We start from the raw sequence: 25,674 nt of genomic DNA on the forward strand, positions 1-25,674 counted from the left end.
AAAGCATCACAAGTTTTAATTGTGATGCTTATCTTTTATATTTTAGTGATTTCACATCTTTTAACGCTGCCATCAAATCAAGATGATTAATTCTATAGAATCTACCTAACTGCTCTGCTTTGATGTTGCCTTTTAGAACGTGTGAACGTACAGTTTGATAATCTACTTTAAGAATTTCTGAAGCCTCTTTAAATGAATAGAATTTTTTCTTAAGTTCTAATTCTGGTTCTTTTTGAATTGAATGTAAGAGTTGTTTTACTTCTCCTAATTCATCTAGAATTGTTTGAAATGGATTTGTTTGCATAGAATTTTATTTTATTATTTCTATGCAAGATTACCACTGAATAACGATAAAAGTTAGTGAATCCAGTGGATTTTTAGTGGACTAAATGTTCGCTTTGATCTCGTTTATATGATAATCTATAAAGTTCTCAATTCCTTTTATTATTTTTTTATCATTTTCAGACGGTGCAAGTATTTGAGGGTTTAAATATTTAGTTTTGCAGTTAGAAAAATTTGTTTCAGAAACAGTATTTCCCTTTATTTCCATAAGAATTTCATTTATATATTGGTTGCTTGGAAGTTCAATAATTTTTTTATTATCTAAAATTATACAAAGAAAAATTATATCTGAATATTTTTGATTTTTAAACTCAAAACCGTCTATTTTTGAATCATAAATAACGTCAAAATCTTTTAATTTTGAAAAATCTATAAGATTAAAAAGTTCTTTATCCTTGCTAATTTTTTCTAATTTTATAAAAGAAAAAATTTCATTCTCGATTTCTTTATCACAATTTTGATTATCGCTAATCAAGTTTTGAATAGCATCATTTTTCAATTCTGACTCAACTTTAAAATCTTTATTCAATAGGAAATAAAGAAAAAGTGTTTTTTCAGCACCTTTAAGAAAATTCTCCTCCAACACAACCAAATTTGTGGAAGTCAAAATTTTTCTAGACTCTTTTGAATACTGATTTAAACAATAATTAATTTTATCTTCAAAAGAATGTGCCGCTGAATTATCCAACGCCCGGAAATTGTTCACAAAAAAATTATCTAAATTTTTAAATTCTAAATGACTTTCAAATCTCTCTTTTTCAGTTAGATTAATTTCAGCCGATTTCTCTCTAGCCAACTCGATTTTATCATCGATCAAATCTTTTATTTTTTTTCCTTTGAATATTCTGCTAACAAGAAATGGTACGGCTAGAACTTCCGACAAAGGATTAAATGGAAGATAAATGTTATTTTTTTTCATATCGATTATTTAAAAACTTCATTCATATAACTGACCTTATCATCTTCACTTGGTCTATAGTAAGCGTTAAAAACCTCTAAACTGGTGTGTCCAGTGTAACTCATAATCACTTTGTCCGGCACCCGTTTATTTTTCATAATTGTAATAAAACTTCTCCGAGCAGTGTGCGATGAAATTCTTTTATAAAATTCGGTATTCTTTTCAATTAACTGATCGCCATACTTCATTGTCTTCTTAATTTCATCAGTAAACTTCAATTCTTCAAAAACCTCTTTTATATACTCATTCATTTTCTGATTGGAAATGCTGGGTAGTTGATATTCGTATTTTTCCAGAATAGATTTTGAAATATTATTTAACGGAATAGAAAGATTTTTTGATTTGCTTTTTAAATCAATTACTCTAATAAAATCTCCCTGCACATCGTTTTTTGAAATTGTACTATAGTTTCCGAATCTCATTCCTGTGACACATCCAAATACAAATAAATCTCTAACCCTCTCATATTTCTTATTTTTAGAAAAATCGTGCGCGTAAATTTCTTCAACTTGTTCAATGTTTAGCGCAATTTCATCAGTTCTAAACTTCGGTGGCTTTTTGAAATTCACAAAACTGTTATTAAAACTGTACTTTTTATTTAAAGACCATAGGAGGAATGTTTTCAAAAGTCCAACATTTCTATGGACTGTATTTACTGAATGCTCTCTTTCTTCAACACAAAACTTTAGAAATAGGTTATAAGTTTTTTCATCAAACTTACCTAGGGACAATTTATGTTTTGTTTTGCTTTGAAAATCTTCGAGTAATGTTTTATTGCATTTGTAACGTTTAAGAGTTGAATTCGAAATCGCATTACCAGAAAAATCATCTTCTTTTTCTGCAATAAATTCATCATAAATTCTGAAAAAGTCATCTTTAGATTTTATCTTTTTAAATTCTTCATTAAATCTTTGACGAATAATTTCTACATTAATATCTTCATTTATGTTTTTATATCTATTCACAATTTCTGTAAAGAAACTGCTGTATCTATCTAATTGCTTTTTTATACTTCTATGGTTTTCCGATCTTTTAGTCCTTCCATTAAGGTCATTTGGTTGTCTGTTATCAAAATCCCATTCTAAAGGATTAATTTTTTCTCCCGTAGAATAGATAAAATTTTTATTTTCATTTAGAAAGTAAGAACGAAAATAAATCAATGATTCCTTGTCTGATTTGGGTTCCTTTAATTTGTAGGTAAAATTCATAGGTGCTAATTTAGGTGCTACTTATTGCATATTTAGACATAAAAATAACATATATCCACTTATACAAATATATGTAAAATATTGATATATAGTATGTTTATGTAAAATAATCTATATTGAAAGTCAATAGGTTCGAATCCCTCCAGCTCCACTTTAATCTCTGTAAATCGCGGTTTACAGAGATTTTTTTTGTAATAATTTTAGATTTTAATTTTTTTTGATTTTCCTTACTTTATTTAAAATCACAATAAATGTAAGGAGATTGATAATTAAGCAAATGATTATGAATGTTTGCTATCTTTGATAAATAAATTGATACAATGACAAAAAAGAAAATACTTTTTTTATTAAGTTTTTTAATGATCACAATGGTTTTCGGACAGAAAAAAAATGATGTCTCGAAGGTAAGTGATGCCGCAGAAAGATTGAGATCTGCGATGATCAGCGGTGATAAAAAAAGTTTAGAGGATTTAATTCTTCCTGAACTTACGTACGGGCATTCTGGCGGTCATATTGATGATGCTACAGAATTTGTAGAAAAATTAGTGAGTAAAAAGTCAAATTTTTTAACAATAGATATTACGAACCAAACCATTAAAATTGTGGGAAAAACGGCAATTTTGCGTCATCATTTTTTTGCAAAAACAGCAGACCTTGGGAAAGAACCGGGAGAAGTGTCGCTAGATATATTATTGGTTTGGGTAAAAACAAAGGGCGACTGGAAATTACTTGCCAGACAAGCTGTAAAAGCCGAAAAGAAAATTTAAAATTAAAGTAAATAAATAATCCGCAAAGAAATCTTTGCGGATTGTTTTTTTTTGGGGATTATTTGGTTTGCTTCAGTAACCATTTTACCCATTCTTCTGTTCCCTGATAATTGGTAAAATCTGCTGTAAGTTTCTTTCCGTCAATATATTCATTGTAGCACCAAGGATCTCCCATTGCGAAAACCGTTCCTTTACCAATTTTTGCCACGGCTGCTATATTTTTACCTTCTGTAGATAAAAGTGGTTTCACAGATTTACTGACAGAAACTGTACTTACCTCTTTCATGTATAATTTTTGAGGTGAAAAAAGCTCATTTCCGGTTGCAACATTTACCGCGCCTTGCTGAAATTCTTTTCCCTGAACTCTGTTATAACTGTCATCATTAAAATGAATTCCGAAATTACCGGCAAGATTGTTTAAATGCTCAAATTCAGAATTGCCGTGATCATTGCTCAACAAAACCAAAACACCACCTTTTTTCACCCATTTTACAATATTTTTTATACTGGTCGCATCAATGAGATTAGCTTTTCCCAAATAGGCTTCTTTATCAATGTCTGGATCTACAATAATATAGACATTCGCCAATTCTAGATCTTTTTTACCAGGCGCACTTTTCAATGTTTTTATTTGTGCTCCTTCGCGGGTGAAAATTCTGCCTAACAGAGAAAATCCACCATTACTTGTATCTTCCCACGTATAATGCCAGGAAGTTATTTCACCGCTTGCTTTGTCGATTTGTTTTTCGTTGTTAAAAAAATTATCTAAAAGTACGATTGGCTTTTCTTGTGCAGAAAAAAACCCAACAGTTATAAGGCCAATTCCTAAGGCTATTTTTTTAATTTGTGTGTATTTCATAGATGTAAATTTGAAGAAGTAATATAGTGCAAAAGTTTTAATTTAAAAAAAAGACTTTATTTTAGAGATTTTCAAATTTCTTCCAAAAGATTCCAGAATATTTTTTTGAAATTTTTGATCCTATTTCCTTCAACCTGAATTCCTTCTTTATTTAATTTTTTAGTGAACTTTTCAAGACAACTTGCGGTGATGAAACCGGAAGAATTACAAACGCGGTGCGCCGGGAAATCTTCCTTATAATTTCGCAGCGCATTTCCAACATGACGGGAATGATTGGGAAAACCAACAGCTTTTGCAATTGCACCATAAGAAGTCACGCGCCCTTTTGGAATAATGTTTATAATTTCAAAGACTTGCTTTTTGAAAAGTTCGTTCATAGACAAATTTATAAAATATTTAAGTAGATCCAATTTTGGTGATTTATTGAAATCATTTTATTGATGGTTATTTGTTTTAATGATTCGGAAAATTGATCTTTTCAAATGAGAAAAAAAACTTTTTCCTAGCCGCGATAGAAGCGGCATCCTTTTTCCTGAGGCCTGAGCGAAGGCAGCAGGAAAAAGATACAGCGGATAGCGCGCACAATCTTCGGAGAAATCAAAACCGTCTTGCTCCCAAAAATTTAAAATATTATCTTTGTTAAAATTTAAAAAAATGAGCAAACCGATCACGGAATTTATAGAAAAATATTATCTGCATTTCAACTCTGCCGCTTTGGTGGACGCGTCAAAAGGTTATGTCGCACATTTAAAAGATGGTGGAAAAATGATGATCACTTTGGCGGGCGCGATGTCAACGGCAGAAATCGGAAAAATCTTAGCAGAAATGATCCGTCAGGATAAAGTGGATATTATTTCTTGTACAGGCGCCAATTTAGAGGAAGATCTAATGAATTTGGTGGCGCATTCTCACTATGAAAGAGTGCCGCATTATCGTGATTTGACGGCGCAGGACGAGTGGGCTTTGTTGGAAAGAGGTTTGAATCGCGTAACAGACACTTGTATCCCGGAAGAGGAAGCGTTTCGACGTTTGCAGAAACATATCGTGGAAATCTGGAAAGATGCAGAAGCGAAAGGCGAGCGTTATTTCCCACATGAATACATGTATAAAATGCTTTTATCAGGTGTTTTAGAGCAATATTATGAAATCCCGAAAGAAAATTCCTGGATGTTGGCGGCAGCGGAAAAAAATCTGCCAATTGTGGTTCCTGGTTGGGAAGATTCTACAATGGGAAATATTTTCAGCAGTTATTGTATTAAAGGTAAATTACAAGCTTCAACTGTAAAATCCGGGATTGAATATATGATGTATCTGGCAGATTGGTATCCGAAAAATTCCGGTGGAAAAGGAGTTGGTTTCTTCCAGGTTGGTGGCGGAATTGCGGGTGATTTCCCGATTTGCGTTGTTCCAATGTTGTACCAGGATATGGAAATGACAGGTATTCCTTTCTGGTCTTATTTCTGTCAAATCTCTGACTCTACAACTTCTTACGGAAGTTATTCTGGCGCAGTTCCGAATGAAAAAATCACTTGGGGAAAACTGGACATTCACACACCGAAATATATCGTAGAGAGCGATGCTACAATTTGTGCACCGCTGATGTTCAGTTATATTTTAGAAAATTCTTAATTCTTTTTCTAAATCTTCTGCAAAAAAGAACTAATTCTTAGATTGACAGATTTTGGAGTAAGAATCAAGATTTTTTACTTTAAATATAGTTTCATCAACAGTATTCTCGTTATAATTTGAGAATATTTTTGATGAAATTTTTGATTTTAAACCATTTAAAATGATCATTAAATTGTTTTTTTTAAATGATACATTCGTGCGATAAAAGTATTATTTTTGAGCTTTGGAAAAATCCCCAAAAATCATTTTTTTTACCAATATTTACAATCAATGAAATTATTAAAACCTCTTGCTTTATTAGTTACCATATTAACTATAAGTATCAATGCACAAAGCACACGACCAGACAAACTTTACAGCTCCAATGGATTCGGACTTTCAATACCTGTCGGTAAAACATCAGATTATTTTTCCCCAAAATTTTCTACAACTCTAGGTTTAAACATCGGTTTGGGCAACGGAGGTTTATTCTTGTATCCAAAATTAAGTTTGCATGCTTATCAGTTTAACCAAATTTTTGCAGATCAGGGTTATACCTATAAAGTGCAAAAAGGAAGATCCACAACTTATTTATTAAACGTGGCATTGGGCTATCGTAAAATAGTTAATAAATGGGCGTTCTACGGTTTTGCAGGCGGCGGAGGCGGCGTTATTTTAACACCACAAGCAGCTGTAAACCCAACAACTTTAGAAGTTACAATGAATAACAAGAGCAATTCTATGGGAATCGCTGAAGGCGGCGCAGGTATAGAATACAATCTTGGCGCAATAAATATATTTTCGGAAATAAGTTATCAGCACGGTTTCAGTAACGTACAAAATGAGAAATTTAACAGCGTTCCAATTTCGATTGGTATCAAACCTAACTTGAGTAAACTTTTTAAAAAGAAATAATCTTATGATTTTCTTATTTTAAATAAATTGCCCTTTCACTTTTTAAAAGTTTGAAAGGGTTTTTCATTTTAGCTAAAACTTATTTTTCTTTAAATATGAAAAATATCAAGTTTATTTGCAAAGCTCATTTCAAAGAAGTCTGTAAATTTGATGATCATAAATCAGAAATTAAAAAGTTTTATAAAAATAATTTGTTTTAAAATCTCTTTTTTGAACCTTATTTAAATTAAAATCTCACATCATGAAAACCTTTTTTATAATGGCTTTTTTAGCTGTAACACAATTATCCTGCGCAAAAAAAGAGCTAGAAGTAAAACATGTTTCCACTGAAACTCCCACTGAAAATTTAAAAAATATAAAAGTTGTCAACGTCGAAGACCCGGTGTGCAAAATGCCAACAGCAGATTTTTTAAAATTCACCTCAGATTATAAAGGCAAAAAATATGGTTTTTGCAGTCTCGCGTGCAAAACAAAATTTGAGAAAAACCCTGAAAAATATTTAAGATGAAAAACGAAAATAGTAAACCAAAAAGTAAATTTAAAACCGTCATTCCCGTAGCAATTATTGTCGTGATCATCGCAGGAATCTGGTTTGGAATGAGCGCTTTGAGGGAAAGTTTTTTCACTGTAATGAAAGTGCCTGATTTTGAATTAACAGATCAAAATAATAAGAAAATTACCAATAATGATATGCTGGGAAAAGTGTATCTGGTAGAATTTTTTTACAGCACCTGCCCTACTATTTGCCCTGTGATGAATTCGAATATGAAATATATTGACAAAAAAATAAACAATCCGGATTTTGGAATTATTTCCATCAGTATAGATCCAACACACGATACGCCGGAAGTTTTAAAAAATCACGCAAGAATGATCGGCGCAAATTCAGCTAACTGGCATTTTCTTACCGGCGACCGTACTTATATAGGAAAACTGGCAGATCAGTTTAATATTTATGTAGGGAAAAAATCAGATGATGCAGAAAGTTTAAACCACAGTGGCATGATCGCGCTGGTAAATAAAGAGGGAAATATCGTTTGCCGATACAACGAAAACAGAATGCCAATTTTGTATTATTCAGGGTTAAACTACTCAGATTCTGCAGGAAAAACTGAAGATCTTACGGGGAAATTTCATCCTGACAGAGAAATTTTAATTGAGGATATTCAAAAACTTTTAAAGTAGATTTTTATTTTTTAACATTTAAAAGCATTTTTTAAATTACATCTTTTCCAGTATAAAAATTATAATCTTTAATGACAACCTGAATAAATTGCCTTTCTGCAAAATTTCCCGAGTCAATTTGAACTTTTAAAATACCTTTTATTTTATTTGAGAGTTTGGTCATTAATTCGCGATCATCAACTTTCAAAGCTTTTTGATAATTTTCTTTAATAATCCTCATGTCGTTATCTGAAAGTGAGATCACAGTCGGGAATGTTGGGATGTAATCCTGTTTTAAATTTTCTAAAATCGTGTGAGAAATATTGACTTTATTTTTTAAAGTAATCACGCTGCAGCCCGAAACCATATCGCCTAGACGCTGATTATTTTTTGAGATTACCGCGCTAACCAAACCAATTACGCCACTGTTGCTCCAAATATCCACAAGGCGAAAAAACCAGCGCATCAGATAATCGCTGAAAGTGGCTTGGTAACCGTCGATCTTTACTACTTTTATATTCATTAATTTTTTACCAAAAGTCTGTCCTTCCATCAAACTTTCCAGAACTAAAGTGTAAAATATGACTGGCGAATAAATGATCAGCAAGATCGTGCCTTGCGACCAACGGTCCATTGTGGTAAAATAAGCAGAAAGATCTAAAAATTTAAAAAAAACATAGAATACAATTAAAATATACAAAATTTTAATTGCCATATCAATAAAAAATGCAGCAATTCTCTCACCTACACTTGCTGTTAAGAAATTAATATTAACATTTTGTGAAGTGTTGATTGCAATTTGAGACATATTTTATATTTTAGCAACAGATATGAGGGAAGTCGCTTTTATAAAACAAAATAAAGAAAAATGGTTGGGAATTGAGCAAATCATCAGCGGAAAAATTAAAAAAAATCCGGATGATCTTGCGTCGCTCTACATTAATTTGATAAATGATCTTTCTTTTGCCCAAACCTACTATCCGAAAAGTAAAGTTACGATCTACATCAATCACCTTTCTTCGCAGATCTTCCAACAGATTTACAAAACGAAAAGAATTGAAAAAAACCGATTTTTTCATTTTTTTAAAACTGAAATACCGCTTTTAATTTACAAATACAGAAGATATATGCTTTATGCTTTTCTGTTTTTTGTGCTTTTTACAGCTATTGGTTTTATTTCCACGTTTTATGACAAAAATTTTGCACGTTCAATTTTAGGTGATGATTACGTGAATATGACGATCGAAAATATTAAAAAAGGTAATGCCGTCGCGGTTTACGGCAGTGGATCAAACTGGGGAACGGCTTTTTATATAATTTTTAATAATTTAATGGTTGGCGCTAAACTTTACATTTGGGGTGTTTTTGGCGGCGTTGGAAGTTTATATGCCTTACTTCAAAACTCAATAATGCTTGGTTCTTTTCAATATTTTTTCAAACAGCAAGGCGCTTTGCTCGATAGCGTACGCGGAATTTGGCTGCACGGTGTCTTTGAGATTTTCAGTATGGTGATAGAAACAATGGCGGGCTTAATTTTGGGCGCGTCAATATTATTCCCAAAAACTTTAAGCCGATTTAATTCCTTTAAAACTGGATTTAAAGACAGTTTTAAAATTTTTCTTTCCACCGTTCCATTTACCATCGTTGCAGGTTTAATTGAAGGTTTTGTTACGCGATATGCTTTAAAAATGCCTTTTTATTTAAATTTAATGATCATCTTTGGAACACTTTCCATCATCGTTTTCTATTATTTTATATATTCCCGAATCAGATACAAACAACTTATAAATGATCCAATTTTACCAGAAGCGCGATTTCGGGCAACTGATAAGTGATACTTTTCAGTTTTTCAAAGAACACGGCAAAAATTATTTTAAAAATTATTTGGCGCTCAACGGCACATTACTTTTGCTATTAGTGGTTTTATATGTTGTCGTCTACAAAAGCATTTTTGCACAGATATTTTCTGGAAATACCGAGGGTCAGTCGTATTATTTTGAACAGTATTTTCAGGAAAATGCTGGAATTATGATCATTTTAGGACTTTTATTTCTGCTACTTGGTTTAACCTGCGTTTTTTTAATTTACACATTTCCGGTTCTGTATCTTAAAAGATTAACGGAAACTGGTGACAAAAACATCACCACAAATCAGCTTTTAGGAGATTTTAAAAAACACATCTGGAAGTTTATTAAATTCGTCCTGGGAATGTTTTTTATAATGCTGCCGATCACAGGAATTCTAATGACGATCTCATTTTTTTTAATGTTTATCATCATCGGATTTTTTCTTCTTCTTTTATTATTTCCTACTTTATTTAATGTGGTGAATTTTACACTTTTTCATTATTTTAACACCAACTGCGGATTTTTCGCCTCTTTAAAATATGGCTTTATCTCTCAGTTTAAATATTCAAACAAACGGCTCAAAACACCATTCTGGAAATACTGGGGTTCAAATGTGATCATGTTTTTTATCGTACAGATCGCGTCCAGCATCATTTTAATTATTCCAATGGTTTTGATGGGCGTTTCAGTTTTGACCGTTCCACAGAAAAATGGTGCAGAAGCAATGGGCAATTTTTTTAGCAGCGGACTGGGAATTTTATTTTTTATTTTTTATGCCATCTCTATTTTATGTACTTTCGTTTTAATGAATCTAAATTATGTAAACGCCGGTTTGATGTATTATGACAGCAGATTAGATCTTCACAGAAAGGAAGATTTTACAGAAATTGAAAGCATTGGTCTTCATGAAATTTAAGCTTATATTTTTAATCTTTTTTATCATAATTTCCCGCACCTCAGCGCAGGAAGGGACATTACCTCCGCCGCAAAGCAAGATATTAGACACTTTGCAACAGGCAAAAGAAGAAATGTTTCCCGCAGATTCTCTTTTACAGGGAAATTACGCAACGGAAAATCCTGTCGAGCAGAAAAATTTTGAGCAGAATTTTCAGAAAAAATACAATTCTAACGAGTTTGATTATCAGATTTTAAAACCACATGAATCTCTTTGGGACAAAATAAAAAGAAGCGTTGGCAATCTTCTTCGCAAAATTTTTGGAAATTTAGATCCTTCTTCAGCCAACCGCTACACTTTAAATTTCTTGCGTTTGTTAGGAATTATTGGTTTGGCTTTTCTCATTTATTTTTTATTAAAATATTTAAATTCTAAAAATGGCCACTTCTTTTTTGGAAGGAAAAATAAAAAACTAGCGCCAAAATCAAGTGAAATTCATGAAAACATCCATGAGATCAACTTCCCGGAACTTATAAATAAATTTGAGGCAGAAAAAGATTTTCGTTCAGCCATCAGATATCGGTTTTTATCTGTTTTAAAAATGCTTTCAGACAAAAATAAAATTCTGTGGATGCCGGAAAAAACAAATCAGGATTATGTTTCAGAATTAAAAGATGAGACTTCTAAAAAACAGTTTTTAGAACTCGCTTATATTTTTGATTATGTCTGGTACGGCGAGTTTTCTATCACAGAAAGTGACTATAGTTTTTACAAAGAAAAATTTAAAAATTCTAAATTTTAATGAGTAAAACTTTTAAAATATACGGTATTTTATTTCTTGTAATAGCTTTGTTACTGGGGATTTTAGAAATGAATAAAAAAGAGATCGTCGACTGGCGAAAAAATTTTGACATCAATTCAAAAAGTCCGTTCGGTCTGTATGTTTTCAATAAAGAAGTGAATGCCCTTCTAAAAAATAAGGTTATAAAATCTACTTTCTCACCTTATTCTTATTATGCAAAAAAGCCAAAAAATAGTGCAGAAAACATTCTTTTAGTCAATCAAGATTTAGAAAAAACTTCTGCAGACAAACTTTTAGAACAAGTTAGAAATGGTTCTGACGCAATACTATTTAATGAAAGTTTTCCTAAATATTTAGAAAAAGAATTACAATTTTTAACGACAAATGTAAACGATGGCGACCGCAATATTTTAAAACTGACCGATTTAAAATTTAAAAATGATAGTTTGGATGTTGATAAATTTCCCTCTGTCAACGGATTTTATTATCTGAGTAAGCAACACGAAATATTAGGAAAATCAGATTTTGATACTTACGAGGTAAATGCCAATTTTATTAAGATAAAGTACGGAAAAGGCCACATTTATCTTCATACAGAACCATTAGTTTTAACCAATTATTATATATTAAAACCACAAAATAAAAAATATGTGGAAGATCTTTTTTCTTACTTGCCTGACAGAAAAACGGTGTGGTTTGTTGATACAAAATCAGAAGATAAAAGCACAAAAAGTTCGCCTTTAAGTTTTATTTTAGCAAATCCGCCATTAAGATATGCGTGGTATTTACTTTGGATTGGGTTGATTTTATTCGTTATTTTTAATGTGAAACGCAAGCAGAGAATTGTCCCACTTATCGAACCTTTAGAAAATAAATCTGTTGAATTTATAAAAAGTATTGGCAATCTATATTTACAAGAAGGCGATTTTCATGATATGATGGCAAAGAAATGTCAGTATTTTTTGCATCGCGTTCGTATAGAATTAATGATCGATACAAAAGAATTAGATGAAAATTTTGCTCAAAAATTACAATTAAAAACAGGAAAAAATTTAGATAAAATAAATGAGGCGATTGTTTTAATTAAAAAAAGTCAGGATCCTTATTCTTCTGTCATGAAAGAAGACTTGTATTCCTTAAATAAAATTTTAGACGAAATTTTACCACAGTAAAAATATAAATAATAAAAAACTTCCGAAATATGGAAAATGAAAATACAGAACAGGAGAATTTAACACAAGAAAACGTAAATCCACAATTTGAATCGCGTTTGGATATGTCGCAATTACGCGAAAATCTTCAACTGGTAAAAGATGAGATCGCAAAAGTAATTGTTGGCCAGGAAAAAATGGTCGAACATCTTTTGGCAGCTTTACTATCGAACGGACACGTTTTAATTGAAGGCGTTCCAGGCGTTGCAAAAACAATTACAGCGAAACTTTTGGCAAAAACTATTGCGGTAGATTTTAGCAGAATTCAGTTTACGCCAGATTTGATGCCATCTGATATTTTGGGAACGTCTATTTTTAATGTAAAAAACACAGAATTTGAATTTAAAAAAGGTTCGATCTTTTCAAATTTTGTTTTAATAGATGAAATAAACCGTTCGCCGGCAAAAACGCAGGCCGCACTTTTTGAAGTAATGGAAGAACGCCAAATCACGATGGATGGGACGGAATATAAAATGGACGAACCTTTTTTAGTTGTCGCGACGCAAAATCCAATTGAACATGAAGGAACTTACCGACTTCCGGAAGCACAACTCGATCGGTTTTTATTTAAAATCGAGGTTGGTTATCCGGATTTGGGACAGGAAATTCAGATCATAAAAAATCAGCATGAAAGTAAATTAGACGATAAAACTTCGGTTGTAAATTCTGTAATTTCTGCGCAACAACTTTCTGATTATCAAAATTTAGTTAAAGAAATTGTCGTTGAACCTCAACTTTTGGAATACATTGCAAAAATAATTGTAAATACCAGAGAAAATCAGTTTTTATATTTAGGTGCTTCGCCACGAGCAAGTTTGGCTTTATTAAAGGCTTCCAAAGCATTTGCTGCACTTCGAGGAAGGGATTTTGTAACGCCGGAAGACATTAAAGATTCCTCTTTTGCGGTTCTTCGACACAGAGTTATGGTTTCACCGGAACGTGAAATGGAAGGTTTAACTGCAGATGAAATTATTAGACAAATCTTGGAAAGTATAGAAATTCCGAGGTAATTTTTTAACCACAAAAGAAACAAAACAAACGAAAGAATTTATTGTGAAAAGATTAAATTAAATCTTTAAAGGTAAAATAAGTCCAAATTTAAACCACATAATTATGATGATAACTCAATCTTATTTAACCGATTTAACTTATAAAATTAATGGCGCTTGCATAGAAGTTCATAAAATTTTAGGTGCAGGACTTTTAGAAAGTGTTTATCATAAATGCTTAGAACAAGAATTTTTAATTCGAAATATTAATTTTAAATCTGAATTAAAAATTCCAGTAATTTACAAAGGTAAAAGTGTAGAATGTGATTTTATTTGTGATTTTTTAGTGGAAGATGCTATTGTTTTGGAATTGAAGGCGGTTTCTACTATTAGTGATATTCATCGCGCACAGGTATATAATTATATGAATTTACTCAAAGTTGCAAAAGGAATGTTAATAAATTTTAATGTCAAAAACATTTATAATGAATGGCAAGAAACTCTTGTAAATTTATATTATAGTAAATTGATATAAAAACGAAAACTTATTTTCACTTTAAAAGAAATATATTAGACTTAAAACTTTTGTTCCTTTTGTGGTTTAAAAACTGAATATGAAAAACCTTTACATCAACAACCGTTTTTTCTTCGCGCTTTTTGGCGTCGGATTTCTCTATGTTTTGAGTTTTTTCTTTTCGTTTTTATTAGGTTTTGCACATTTATTTTTACTCATAATTTTCATTGCTTTTATTGTTGATTATTTGTTTTTATTTACTTTCAAAAAAACAATCTTTGCGGTTAGAATTTTACCGGAAAAATTATCAAATGGCGATGAAAACGAGGTTAAGTTAGATGTAAAAAATAATTATCCCTTTAAAATTAAGGTAAAAATTATTGATGAAATCCCATTTCAGTTTCAAATCAGGGATTTTCTTATCCGTAAAGAAATTACATCAAATGGAAACGTTTTGCTAAACTACTTTCTCACGCCGAAAGAGCGTGGCGAATATAATTTTGGAAACTTAAATGTTTACGCGCAAACGAAATTAGGTTTTGTTTCGCGACGTTTTAAATTTCAAAATGATGAAATTTTGCCAAGTTATCCCTCATTTATCCATCTTCGGAAATATGAAATTATGGCATTGCAAAATGAATTTCTTTTGGGCGGAATGAAAAAAATACGGAAACTCGGTCACACAATGGAATTTGAACAAATTAAAGAATATGTTCCGGGCGATGATATTAGAACAATCAATTGGAAAGCAACAGGAAAGCGAAATCAGCTGATGATCAACCAATTTCAGGATGAAAAATCGCAACGAATTTTTATGTTAATTGACAAAGGAAGAACGATGCAAATGCCTTTCAACGGCCTAAGTTTGCTAGATTATTCCATTAATGCAGCAATGGCTTTGAGTCATATTATTTTAAAAAAATCGGATCGCGCGGGAATGGTGACTTTCTCCACAAAAACGGAAAATAAAGTTGCCGCAGAAAACAAAAACGGACAATTGCGCAAAATTTCAGAAGCACTTTACAACATTCAAACTAACTTCTACGAAACGGATTTTAGCAGATTATATCAAGATTTAAAATTTAGCATTACACAAAGAAGTTTGCTATTGCTTTTCACCAATTTTGAAACTTTGGACGCCGTAAATCGCCAAATGAAATATTTGCGCGGCATATCAAAAAACCATGTTTTGGTAGTTATCTTTTTTAAAAATTCGGAATTGCAGCAATTAATGCACAACAATCCTGAAAATATGCAGGAAATTTATGATGAAATAATCGCCGAAAAATTTGAGTTTGAAAAGAAATTAATTATTCAGGAATTGAGAAAATATGGCATTTACAGCATTTACACTGCGCCAGAAAATCTGAATATTGAGGTGATTAATAAATATCTGGAAATAAAAGTTAGAGGGATTTTGTAACTATTTATTTAAAAATTCTATAAATTTTTATTCAAAAACAAAATTTAATGCAGCCCGACTTGAACGGAAATCCTTTTTGCTTTAAAATTTTCCGATTTAACAAAAAATTTCAAAGCAAAAAGATTGGGAGTGGAAGGCGGAAATTGCTGCCCAAAAAAATAACTAATTTCTCACCACTACTTCCTTATTCAAAGTACTCAACAGATTTCTAGGTTGTAACATTTTGGTAACGGTAGAAGTCCAGCCAGTCTGATGCGACGCACCTAAACCTTTTCCGGTATCGCCATTAAAATATTCGTGAAACAAAATATAATCTTTAAAATGAGGATCCTGATTAAATTTTTCTACACCGCCATTAAAAGGGCGATTTCCGCTTTCATCTTTTAAAAATAAATTACAAAGTCGCTTACTTAATTTTTCGGAAATTTCATTTAAATTAAAGTAATCGCCACTATTTGTCGGGAATTCTACTTCGATCGTATTTCCATAATAATAATGAAAACGTTGCAAACTTTCTACGATCAAGAAATTGATAGGAAACCAAATCGGCCCACGCCAGTTACTATTTCCGCCGAACATCGAACTATCGCTTTCTGCAGGCGTATAATGGACAACGTACTGTTTGTCATGAGCAGAAAATACGAACGGATTTTTCTCGTAAATTTTCGACATCGCCCGAATACCATAATCTCCCAAAAATTCATCTTCTGAAAGCATTCTGTTTAAAACTTTCGTTAATCGGGTTTTACGTAAAATGCTCATTAAGTGCTTTTTACCTTGTCCTTCAACTTCCCAATGCGATACCAGTTTGGTGAGTTCCGGTTTATTGCGCAATACCCAATCCATTCTTTCTTTAAATTTTGGTAAACTTTCAATCATTTCATGATCAATTACTTCAACTGCAAACATTGGAATTAAACCGACAATGCTGCGAAGTTTTAAGGAAATACTGTCGCCGTTTGAAAGTTGTAAAACATCGTAGAAAAAACCATCTTCTTCATTCCAAAGTCCTTTTTTTCCGGCGCCAAAATGCTCCATCGCGTCAGCAATATAAAGATAATGTTCAAAAAATTTAATCGCCATATCCTCATAAACATCGTTGTGCATGGCAAGTTCCATCGCGATACGCATCATATTTAAAGAATACATCGCCATCCAGCTTGTTCCGTCGGCCTGATCAAGATGTTCGCCATCTTTCATTTCCATATTTCTGTCGAACGCACCAATATTATCCAAGCCTAAAAAGCCGCCGCCAAATAAATTATTTCCTTTTATGTCTTTGCGGTTGACCCACCAGGTAAAATTTAACAATAGTTTCTGAAAAACACTTTCTAAAAATTTTAGATCGCCCTTTCCGTTCAGATTTTCATCAATTTTAAAAACGCGGAAAACAGACCAGGCGTGAACTGGTGGATTAACATCGCTCAAATTCCATTCGTAAGCCGGCATTTGACCGTTTGGATGCATATACCATTCTTTAGTTAAAAGAGCGAGCTGATTTTTTGCGAATTCCGGATCTATCATACTAAACGAAACACAGTGAAAAGCCAAATCCCACGTCGCATACCATGGATATTCCCATTTATCAGGCATTGAGATGATGTCCTTATTATGCAAATGTTTCCATTCGGTATTTCTGACAAAATTTTTAAAATTCCTTGGCGCTTCTAAATTGGGATCGCCTTTCAGCCATTTCGTGATGTTATAATGGTAAAATTGTTTGTTCCAGAGTAAACCTGCAAAAGCCTGTCTTTGCACATTTCGTTCATCCTCATTCGGAATATTCTGTTGAATATTTTCGTAAAACTGATCAGCTTCGTTTTTTCTAAATTCAAATATTTTATCAAAATCATAAAAAGCATCTGGCATATCGTGCGGTGAAAGTCTGAAATCAAATGTTTTTGATTCTCCGGCAGCAATTTCTGTATCTATCTGAAAACACGCTTTTGTTCCAAATTTTTCAGGATTTACGGTTTCTTTTCCGTCCGTGATAAAATCATTGATGCCATCTTTAAAATAACCGTCGGTTGGTGGTTTATTATAAATTTTAGAAACATTTGTTTCGTTCTCACAGAAAAGTGCATTTGTTTTAGAATCTCTCGCATAGAATTTTTTTATAGAAATACTGTCGTGCGAAATATCTATGACACCGTTTTTTGAATGTTTTAATTCTGCCTTATAATTATTGTAACCCCAAATCCAGTTATTTCTGAACCAAACTGTTGGCAAAATGACCAATGGTGCGGACTTTTCACTTCTGTTATGCGCTGTGACACGAATAAAAATATCGTCCGGATCAACCTTACAATATTCTATAAAAATGTCAAAATATTCACTATTATCAAAAATTCCAGTATCGATTAATTCGAATTCCGGTTCCAGTTTGCTTCGTCGTTTATTTTCTGTTAATAATTCTTCATAAGGAAAGCGGTTCATTGGATATTTATAAACCATCTTCATATAACTGTGAGACGGCGTATTATCAAGGTAATAAAATAATTCCTTTACGTCTTCCCCGTGATTTCCCTCGTGATTTGAAACGCCAAAAAACCGTTCTTTCACTATTTTATCCTGTTTATTCCAAAATGAAAATGCAAAGCAAAGTAATTGTTTTGTATCACTTAGTCCTGCTATTCCCTCTTCAGCCCAGCGAAAAACTTTACTTTCTGCCTGGTCGTGGCTTGTGTTTTCCCACGCATTTCCATCATGACTGTAATCTTCACGCACATTTCCCCACTGCCGGTTACTTACGTAAGGTCCCCATTCTCGCCACGCATTATTTTTTAATCTTTCATTTTCAGTTTCCATATATATTTCCTCTAGATTAATTCATTTTTATGAACTGCAAAATTAATACTTTTTAAAATAATAAAAATTTAAAAAAGTGCCTCAGACCCTTATTAATGTACCATTTTGAGTTAATAATGCTTTGAATTTCTCATTTAATTTTATCAAGAAAAATAAATTCCACTTTCTAATCCCGGAAAAACACAGTATATTTGTGACAGATTTGTTCTTTTAAATATTGAAAATGTTATCCAGAAAGGCGGAGGGATTAGACCCTATGAAACCTTGGCAACCTATCTTCCGGGAAAAGGTGCTACATTCTATCTGCAGTTTCGCAGTACAGATAACAAAATATAATTCTTTACCACTTTAGGTAGCATTTTCAAATTTTATTTAATAATTAAAATTGAAAATGAATTCACAAAATATACTTCGCAACCAACTCGAAAAACGCATCTTAATATTAGACGGCGCGATGGGGACTATGCTTCAGCGTTATAATTTTACCGAAGCAGATTACCGCGGTGAACGTTTTAAAGACTGGAAATATTCCGTAAAAGGAAACAATGATTTATTGTCTTTAACGCAAGCTGAAGCGATTGCAGAAGTACACCGAAAATATTTAGCCGCCGGCGCAGATATCATTGAAACCAATACTTTTTCCGGAACAACTATCGCGATGGCAGATTACCACATGGAAGATCTGGTTTATGAACTCAATTTTGAATCTGCTAAAATTGCTAAAAAAGTTTGTCAGGAATTTACCACAAAAAACCCCGATAAACCCCGATTTGTAGCAGGATCAATTGGGCCAACTAATAGAACTGCAAGTCTTTCGCCAGATGTTAATGATCCCGGTTTTCGCGCCATAACTTTTGAAGAATTAAGAATCGCATACAAACAGCAAGCGGAAGCACTTTTAGACGGCGGTTCTGATCTGCTTTTGGTAGAAACAATTTTTGACACTTTAAATGCAAAAGCCGCACTTTTCGCAATCGATGAAATTCAGGAAGAGCGACATATTGAGATTCCAATTATGGTTTCCGGAACAATTACAGACGCTTCTGGAAGAACTTTAAGCGGACAAACTGCCGAAGCATTTTTAATTTCAATTTCCCATTTAAATTTATTGAGTGTTGGTTTAAACTGTGCTTTAGGTGCAAAACAATTGACGCCTTATTTGGAAAGTTTGTCCAATAATTCTGAATTTTTCATTTCCGCTTATCCAAATGCAGGTTTGCCAAATGCTTTCGGGCAATATGATGAAAGTCCGGAATTTATGGCAGAACAGATCCGTGAGTTTGTTGACAAAGGTTTAATAAACATCATCGGCGGTTGCTGCGGAACAACGCCCGAACATATAAAAGCGATTGCGGATTTGGTCAAAGATTATCAGCCAAGGAAAGTAGTTTTTAGTGTTTAGTTTTTGGTATTTAGATTATATAAATATTTTATGAGTTTTCAGGATTTTACAAAATTAGATGTGTGGATTTTTGCGAGAAAAGTCACAAATTCTATTTATACTTTGACGAAAAAATTTCCATCGTCTGAACAATTTGGATTAACCAATCAAATGCGAAGGTGCGCAGTTTCGGTTCCGTCAAATATTGCTGAGGGTTGCGGAAGACATACCACGAAAGGAAAACTGGTATTTTTTTATATTTCTCGTGGTTCTCTTTTCGAATTGGAGACTCAACTTTATATTTCATTAGATCAAAATTTTATTGATGAAATTGTTTTTAGTGAAGCTTTGGAAGAAATTCAAGCTTCAAAAAAATTATTGAACGGTTTTATTAATTACTTTAAAAAATTAGAAGATGGAAAATAGATATATACAAAACACTAAAAACCAAATACTAAAAACTAAATACTTAAAACTCTCAGGTCTTGAACCTTTAATTATTACGCCAGAATCTAACTTTATTAATGTTGGAGAAAGAACAAATGTAGCAGGTTCAAAGAAATTTTTAAGATTAATAAAAGAAGAAAAATTCTCGGAAGCCTTAAATGTGGCTCTGGATCAGGTTGAAAATGGCGCGCAAATTCTTGATGTTAATTTTGACGATGGTCTGCTCGAAGGCAAATACTGCATGGTTAAATTTCTAAACTTAATTGCTTCCGAGCCGGATATTTCCAGAATTCCGATTATGATCGATTCTTCAAAATGGGAAATTTTAGAAGCGGGATTGCAAGTTGTGCAAGGAAAATGTGTGGTGAATTCGATTAGTTTAAAAGGAGGCGAAGAAGAATTTATTGACCACGCCAAAAAAATAAAAAGATACGGCGCCGCAGTTATTGTGATGGCTTTTGACGAAACCGGACAAGCCGATAATTACGAAAGACGTTTAGAAATCACCAAAAGAAGTTATGATATTTTGGTTAATGAAGTTCATTTTCCACCTGAAGACATCATTTTTGACCTCAATATTTTTCCGGTCGCAACAGGCATGGACGAACACCGAAAAAACGCCTTAGATTTTATCCGTGCTACAAAATGGGTTCGTGAAAATTTACCTTACGTTTCTGTAAGCGGCGGCGTTTCAAACGTGTCTTTTTCTTTTCGTGGGAATGATAATGTTCGGGAAGCGATGCATTCCGTTTTCCTTTATCACGCGATAAAAGCGGGAATGAATATGGGAATTGTAAACCCAAGTTTGCTCACGGTTTACGATGATATTCCAAAAGAATTGCTGGATTTAGTGGAAGATGTGATGCTCGACAGAAACGACGACGCCACAGAACGACTTTTAGATTATTCTGAACGCGTAAAATCGGTAAAAAAAGATGTTGTAGAAGAATTAGAATGGCGAAATAATCCTTTGCAAGATAGAATTACACATGCTTTGGTGAAAGGAACCGACCGTTTTATTATCGAAGATGTGGAAGAAGCAAGATTGCAATCTGCCCGTCCTTTGGATGTGATTGAAATCAATTTAATGACAGGAATGGGAATTGTGGGTGATTTATTTGGTGACGGAAAAATGTTTTTGCCACAGGTTGTAAAATCGGCGCGTGTGATGAAAAAAGCCGTTGCTTATTTGCAACCTTTTATTGAAGCCCTTAAAGACGAAAAAGCCAAACCGAATGGTAAAATTTTAATGGCAACCGTAAAAGGCGATGTTCACGATATTGGAAAAAATATTGTGAGCGTGGTTTTGGGTTGCAATAATTATGAAATCATCGATTTAGGAGTTATGGTTCCAGCGGAAAAAATTATTGCCGCCGCTATTGAACACCAGGTTGATGTCATTGGATTAAGCGGATTGATTACACCAAGTTTAGATGAAATGGTTCACGTTGCGGATGAACTTCAAAGACAAAATTTAAAATTCCCATTGTTAATTGGAGGTGCGACAACTTCAAAAGCGCATACTTCCGTTAAAATTTTTCCAAAATATGACCAAACTGTCGTTCATGTGAATGATGCTTCCCGCGCAGTTGGCGTTGTGAGTGCACTTTTGAGTGGTGATAACGAAAAATACATTTCTGATTTAAAGTTAGATTATGAAGATTTTCGTGAAAAGTTTTTAAATCGTCAAATTCAGAAAGAATATGTAAAAATTGAAGAAGCGCGGGAACAAAAATTTGAAATTGATTGGCGTCACGAAACTATTCCAAAACCCAATTTTTTAGGCATAAAAATTATTGAAAATCAGGATTTAGCAGAACTTTTGCCTTTTATTGATTGGACACCATTTTTTCAGGCGTGGGAATTACACGGAAAATATCCTCAGATTTTAACTGATGAAGTGGTTGGCGAACAAGCAACCATTCTGTTCGCAGAAGCACAGGTTTTACTAAAGAAAATAATCGACGAAAAATTATTTACAGCAAAAGGAATTTTCGGGATTTTCCCTACCAATTCTAATAATGAAGATGATATTTTAGTTTTTGACGATAATGGAAATGAACTTGCAAAATTTCATACTTTAAGACAACAATTAAAAAAATCGGCTGGTAAAAAATACAATGCATTAAGTGATTTTATCGCACCGCGAGAATCTGGAAAGCAGGATTATATCGGTGCATTTTGTGTGAGTACAGGTTTTGGAACAGAAGAATTGGCAAAAAAATATTATGCTGATGGCGATGATTATAACGCCATTATTGTAAAAGCAATTGCAGATCGTTTGGCAGAAGCCTTTGCAGAATTTTTACATTATAAAGTTCGGACAGAATATTGGGGTTATGCGGAAAATGAAAATCTACCAAATGAAGATTTAATTTCCGAAAAATATTCTGGAATTCGTCCTGCGCCAGGTTATCCTGCATGTCCGGATCATTTGGAAAAACCCACAATTTGGGAACTTTTAAAAGTAAAAGAAAATATTGGCGTAGAATTAACCGAAAGTATGGCAATGTTCCCAACTGCGGCAGTTTCCGGGTACTATTTTGCAAATCCGCAGGCGAAATATTTTGGTGTTGGGAAAATAAAAGAAGACCAACTGGAAGATTATGTGAAACGTAAAAAAGTTGATTATGATTATGCAAAACGTTGGTTAAGTCCCAATTTAGCGGATTAATTTTGAGATATAATGAAAAAACATATTTTATTTTTTTTAATATTTTTTAGCATTTTTTCAAATGCTCAGCAAGATTATGTCGATAGAGTGTTTGGATTAAAAAATACTTTAGAGAAAAATGAATTGAGAATTTATGTATCAAATTCAATTATTCTATCCAGTGCTAAAGTTTTTGTTTTAAAACAACTAGAAAAGGGAAAATGGAAAGCGAAACTTTATACAGAATCAGGAAAAGATAAAATCTATTCGAAGAATTTTAAAATTAAGAATGCAGAATTATTTTGGAATAAATTGCAGGAAAATAAACCTAAAACTGACACCACTTCAACAGCAACTTTGTATTTGGATCCAGATGGTTTTGATGTTTATTGGAATACTTTAGGTGAACTTAAAAAATATTCTTTTGAAGAACCAAAAGATCCTAGGAATAAAAATGATTCAAAAATGAAAACAGTTTATCATTTTTTTGAGATCATTGAAAATAAATATGGATTTAAGTTTAAAAATTAAAAGTTGAAAATTATTTCGTTTTTGTTTAAAAATGACAAACGAGATCACCCAATTAAAAACGAGAAATCTTTAAAAACAAACAAATTATCGCAGCCCGACTTGAGTGGAAATCCTTTTTTTGCATTTGAAAAAAAGATTGGGAACGGAAGGCGGAAATGTCTGCCCAAATAAAATTGAACAAATTAAACGAGATTGCTTCGTGCCTCGCAAAGACGAATAAATTATGAAAATTACAGACCACATAAAAAATTCACCGGAAAAAACCATCTTTTCTTTTGAGATATTGCCGCCTTTAAAAGGCCAGAATATACAGTCGATTTTTGATGCGATCGATCCTTTGATGGAATACGACCCGAAATTTATTGACGTCACTTATCACCGCGAAGAATACGATTATATCGAGCGCGAAGACGGACTTTTAGAAAAACGCGTCGTAAGAAAACGTCCGGGAACGGTCGGAATTTGCGCGGCCATTCAAAATAAATACCATGTAGATGCTGTTCCTCATATTTTATGTGGCGGTTTTACGAGGGAAGACACGGAGAATTTTTTGATAGAAGTTGATTTTTTAGGCATTCAAAATGTGGTTGCTTTGCGTGGTGACGCTGTGAAAACTGAGACTTATTTTAAACCTGAAAAAAACGGTCATATTTACGCGAAAGACCTTGTAGAACAGATCGCGCAGATGAATAAAGGAAAATATTTAGACGAAACGCTGCAAAATTCTTCCTGCACCAATTTTAACATCGGCGTTTCCGGCTATCCTGAAAAGCACATGGAAGCCGCGAGCTTTCAGCAGGATCTGTATCATTTAAAGAAAAAAGTAGAAGCCGGCGCAGATTATATTATTACGCAAATGTTTTTTGACAACTCAAAATATTACGAATTTGTGGACAATTGCCGCGCTGCAGGAATCACCGTTCCAATTATTCCGGGGATAAAACCGCTGGTTACAAAAAGCCAGTTGAGCATGATTCCGCATCGTTTTAGCGTAGATCTGCCGAACGATCTGGTAATTGCCATCGCAAAATCCAAAGATAATAAAGAAGCCAAAGAGATCGGAATTGAGTGGTGTATCGAGCAGAGTAAGGATTTAATAAAAAATAATGCGCCTGTTTTGCACTATTATTCTATGGGCAAAAGCGCCAATCTGGAGCGTGTTTTAAAGGAAGTTTTCTAATTTTTTTAGAAGCACGAAGATCTTTTTCTCTTTTGAAAAGTGTACCTGCTATCCGTTACTATCTTTTTTAGCCGTCTGAAGACGACAAAAAAGGATATCCACTACTATCAGGGCTAGAAGTTCATTTATGTTCCCTTTAGAAAAAAAGAATAAGTAAGATCAAAAAAATTTAATAAGCTGGACAATCCTGAACAGAAATGTTATTTAAAACGACGACTTTCCCATTCATATCAACCTTCATTTTTGGGAAATTACCGGAAAGACAGTCGCCTTTCATATCCTCAAAATTGCCTTCTGTTGCAGTTATTTTTATACCATTTCCTGAAATACGATATTCATTGTCCGTAAAATTTAACATATCTAAAACGTAGGAGTTTCCGTCGATCTTTATTTCGCCGAGATTACTTCTGGTGTCAAAATAGAACAAACTTTCACCATCTCTGCTAAATACCGTTTTACCTTTTTCAGGTTTTACGTTTAAATTGTCAACCTTTAAACTATTTAAATCACCTGTGTCATTTTTTAGAATATTGTTCAGTTTTACAGAATCTTTTTCTAAACTGCTTTCCACTACTTTTTCATCTTTTTTACAGGAATTTAAGGAAAACATCAGAAAGATAAAAATGCTTAAATATTTCATGATCAAGTTTTTAGGTGTATTTTTTCAAGTAATAAATTTTTAGAATAAAACTAAAAATTTGTTAAGTTTAAGAGTTACTGGTTTCGAAGTCTTCTGAAATTGATTGTTTTGCCGATCCATTTAAATTTCCAAAAACCACGGACGTAAAGTAAACCGTCTTTTTTAATTTCGGCTAAAGCATCCCATGTTCTACCGCTGGAGGCATCATAAATTTTACCATTTTCCCAACGCTTTGTTTTAGAATTGTAATCCAGATTCTCTAAAACATCCATTCCGATCACCTTCCGGTTTCGAAGTTTAGGATCTGGATTCTCAGAATCATGTCTTGTTTCCATTGGCGTTCCACTACCCAAACGCTCATCAAACCAAATTACTTTAGCCTGAAAAGAATTTCCTACACGATACACATTTACGGAAACACTATTGTCCGTTGATATCCAACGTCCTAAAACATCATCCTTCGTAATTTGAGCAGATGAATTTAAGAAAAAAACCAAAAAAGGAACTATTACCGCTCGTTGCATTCTAATTA

At 32.9% G+C, this 25,674-nt stretch carries 26 protein-coding genes and 1 riboswitch; of the genes, 17 read left to right on the top strand and 9 right to left on the bottom strand.

All coding sequences use genetic code 11. The annotated features are described in order from the left end of the window. Positions 1–28: 28 nt before the first annotated feature. From BM238_RS13800 to BM238_RS13810, 3 genes are all read right to left on the bottom strand, one after another. Positions 29–304 (bottom strand): helix-turn-helix domain-containing protein, encoded by a 276-nt coding sequence (locus tag BM238_RS13800; RefSeq protein WP_090082569.1) that lies wholly within the window; start codon positions 302–304, stop codon positions 29–31. 81 nt (positions 305–385) lie between these two features. Continuing rightward, the gene (locus tag BM238_RS13805) at positions 386–1,261 is read right to left on the bottom strand and encodes a hypothetical protein (RefSeq protein WP_090082572.1); all 876 of its coding nucleotides are present in this window, start codon (positions 1,259–1,261) and stop codon (positions 386–388) included. 5 nt (positions 1,262–1,266) lie between these two features. Further along, the gene (locus BM238_RS13810) at positions 1,267–2,508 is read right to left on the bottom strand and encodes a tyrosine-type recombinase/integrase (protein ID WP_090082574.1); all 1,242 of its coding nucleotides are present in this window, start codon (positions 2,506–2,508) and stop codon (positions 1,267–1,269) included. A 320-nt stretch (positions 2,509–2,828) separates the two neighbouring features. Between BM238_RS13810 and BM238_RS13815 the strand changes: the two genes are divergently transcribed. After that, complete coding sequence (locus tag BM238_RS13815; protein WP_221404940.1) at positions 2,829–3,275, top strand: nuclear transport factor 2 family protein; 447 nt, start codon at positions 2,829–2,831, stop codon at positions 3,273–3,275. A gap of 58 nt (positions 3,276–3,333) precedes the next feature. On the opposite strand, the gene BM238_RS13820 is transcribed toward BM238_RS13815, so the two are convergent. Further along, the gene (locus tag BM238_RS13820) at positions 3,334–4,134 is read right to left on the bottom strand and encodes a hypothetical protein (RefSeq protein ID WP_090082577.1); all 801 of its coding nucleotides are present in this window, start codon (positions 4,132–4,134) and stop codon (positions 3,334–3,336) included. A gap of 71 nt (positions 4,135–4,205) precedes the next feature. Beyond that, positions 4,206–4,511 (bottom strand): MGMT family protein, encoded by a 306-nt coding sequence (locus BM238_RS13825; protein ID WP_090082580.1) that lies wholly within the window; start codon positions 4,509–4,511, stop codon positions 4,206–4,208. Between the two features lie 277 nt (positions 4,512–4,788). Here BM238_RS13825 and BM238_RS13835 point away from each other — a divergent pair, with 277 nt between their 5' ends. The 4 genes from BM238_RS13835 (at position 4,789) to BM238_RS13850 (ending at position 7,842) form a co-directional block, all read left to right on the top strand. Beyond that, entirely contained in the window at positions 4,789–5,763 is a 975-nt protein-coding gene (locus tag BM238_RS13835) for a deoxyhypusine synthase family protein (RefSeq protein WP_090082586.1), read from the top strand. 270 nt (positions 5,764–6,033) lie between these two features. Next, a complete protein-coding gene (locus BM238_RS13840; RefSeq protein ID WP_090082589.1) occupies positions 6,034–6,657 on the top strand; it encodes a hypothetical protein in 624 nt (207 codons plus the stop codon). A gap of 241 nt (positions 6,658–6,898) precedes the next feature. Beyond that, positions 6,899–7,165 (top strand): YHS domain-containing protein, encoded by a 267-nt coding sequence (locus BM238_RS13845; protein WP_090082592.1) that lies wholly within the window; start codon positions 6,899–6,901, stop codon positions 7,163–7,165. Next, positions 7,162–7,842, top strand: coding sequence for an SCO family protein (locus tag BM238_RS13850; RefSeq protein WP_090082595.1), 681 nt, complete (start codon positions 7,162–7,164; stop codon positions 7,840–7,842). Before BM238_RS13845 ends, BM238_RS13850 begins: the two co-directional genes overlap by 4 nt. Positions 7,843–7,873: 31 nt before the next feature. On the opposite strand, the gene BM238_RS13855 is transcribed toward BM238_RS13850, so the two are convergent. After that, positions 7,874–8,629 carry an RDD family protein gene (locus BM238_RS13855; RefSeq protein WP_090082598.1) on the bottom strand — a complete coding sequence of 252 codons (756 nt, stop codon included), beginning with the start codon at positions 8,627–8,629 and terminating at the stop codon, positions 7,874–7,876. A gap of 22 nt (positions 8,630–8,651) precedes the next feature. Here BM238_RS13855 and BM238_RS13860 point away from each other — a divergent pair, with 22 nt between their 5' ends. From BM238_RS13860 to BM238_RS13890, 7 genes are all read left to right on the top strand, one after another. Beyond that, positions 8,652–9,656: a stage II sporulation protein M gene (locus BM238_RS13860; protein ID WP_090082602.1), complete on the top strand. Its 1,005-nt coding sequence runs from the start codon at positions 8,652–8,654 to the stop codon at positions 9,654–9,656. Further along, entirely contained in the window at positions 9,610–10,584 is a 975-nt protein-coding gene (locus BM238_RS13865; protein WP_090082605.1) for a DUF4013 domain-containing protein, read from the top strand. Before BM238_RS13860 ends, BM238_RS13865 begins: the two co-directional genes overlap by 47 nt. Continuing rightward, positions 10,574–11,365: a hypothetical protein gene (locus BM238_RS13870; protein ID WP_090082607.1), complete on the top strand. Its 792-nt coding sequence runs from the start codon at positions 10,574–10,576 to the stop codon at positions 11,363–11,365. The genes BM238_RS13865 and BM238_RS13870 overlap by 11 nt, the downstream gene beginning before the upstream one ends. Beyond that, positions 11,365–12,537 (top strand): DUF4350 domain-containing protein, encoded by a 1,173-nt coding sequence (locus tag BM238_RS13875; RefSeq protein ID WP_090082610.1) that lies wholly within the window; start codon positions 11,365–11,367, stop codon positions 12,535–12,537. The genes BM238_RS13870 and BM238_RS13875 overlap by 1 nt, the downstream gene beginning before the upstream one ends. A gap of 29 nt (positions 12,538–12,566) precedes the next feature. Then, positions 12,567–13,586, top strand: coding sequence for an AAA family ATPase (locus BM238_RS13880; protein WP_090082613.1), 1,020 nt, complete (start codon positions 12,567–12,569; stop codon positions 13,584–13,586). 103 nt (positions 13,587–13,689) lie between these two features. Then, on the top strand, positions 13,690–14,100 hold the full coding sequence (locus tag BM238_RS13885) for a GxxExxY protein (protein WP_233741991.1): 411 nt from the start codon (positions 13,690–13,692) through the stop codon (positions 14,098–14,100). Between the two features lie 79 nt (positions 14,101–14,179). Next, positions 14,180–15,502 (top strand): DUF58 domain-containing protein, encoded by a 1,323-nt coding sequence (locus tag BM238_RS13890; protein ID WP_090082615.1) that lies wholly within the window; start codon positions 14,180–14,182, stop codon positions 15,500–15,502. Positions 15,503–15,664: 162 nt separating this feature from the next. Here BM238_RS13890 and BM238_RS13895 read toward each other — a convergent pair whose 3' ends face one another. Continuing rightward, entirely contained in the window at positions 15,665–18,310 is a 2,646-nt protein-coding gene (locus BM238_RS13895) for an MGH1-like glycoside hydrolase domain-containing protein (protein ID WP_090082617.1), read from the bottom strand. 223 nt (positions 18,311–18,533) lie between these two features. Further along, a riboswitch (SAM riboswitch) is annotated at positions 18,534–18,639 on the top strand. 62 nt (positions 18,640–18,701) lie between these two features. Here BM238_RS13895 and BM238_RS13900 point away from each other — a divergent pair. From BM238_RS13900 to metF, 5 genes are all read left to right on the top strand, one after another. Then, positions 18,702–19,712 (top strand): homocysteine S-methyltransferase family protein, encoded by a 1,011-nt coding sequence (locus BM238_RS13900; RefSeq protein ID WP_090082620.1) that lies wholly within the window; start codon positions 18,702–18,704, stop codon positions 19,710–19,712. Between the two features lie 30 nt (positions 19,713–19,742). After that, positions 19,743–20,117, top strand: a complete 375-nt coding sequence (locus tag BM238_RS13905; protein WP_090082622.1) for a four helix bundle protein — start codon at positions 19,743–19,745, stop codon at positions 20,115–20,117. Then, positions 20,107–22,812, top strand: a complete 2,706-nt coding sequence (metH, locus tag BM238_RS13910) for a methionine synthase (protein WP_090082625.1) — start codon at positions 20,107–20,109, stop codon at positions 22,810–22,812. The genes BM238_RS13905 and metH overlap by 11 nt, the downstream gene beginning before the upstream one ends. A gap of 12 nt (positions 22,813–22,824) precedes the next feature. Next, positions 22,825–23,322: a hypothetical protein gene (locus tag BM238_RS13915; protein ID WP_090082628.1), complete on the top strand. Its 498-nt coding sequence runs from the start codon at positions 22,825–22,827 to the stop codon at positions 23,320–23,322. 223 nt (positions 23,323–23,545) lie between these two features. Then, positions 23,546–24,502, top strand: coding sequence for a methylenetetrahydrofolate reductase [NAD(P)H] (metF, locus tag BM238_RS13920; protein ID WP_090082631.1), 957 nt, complete (start codon positions 23,546–23,548; stop codon positions 24,500–24,502). A 169-nt stretch (positions 24,503–24,671) separates the two neighbouring features. Here metF and BM238_RS13925 read toward each other — a convergent pair whose 3' ends face one another. Both BM238_RS13925 and BM238_RS13930 read right to left on the bottom strand, forming a co-directional pair. Further along, positions 24,672–25,142, bottom strand: a complete 471-nt coding sequence (locus tag BM238_RS13925) for a hypothetical protein (RefSeq protein WP_143093404.1) — start codon at positions 25,140–25,142, stop codon at positions 24,672–24,674. A 74-nt stretch (positions 25,143–25,216) separates the two neighbouring features. After that, positions 25,217–25,666: a DUF2147 domain-containing protein gene (locus tag BM238_RS13930; protein ID WP_090082637.1), complete on the bottom strand. Its 450-nt coding sequence runs from the start codon at positions 25,664–25,666 to the stop codon at positions 25,217–25,219. Positions 25,667–25,674: the final 8 nt, after the last annotated feature.

Origin of the sequence: Halpernia frigidisoli, assembly GCF_900113805.1 — a bacterium.
In the GTDB taxonomy this organism is placed as follows: domain Bacteria; phylum Bacteroidota; class Bacteroidia; order Flavobacteriales; family Weeksellaceae; genus Halpernia; species Halpernia frigidisoli.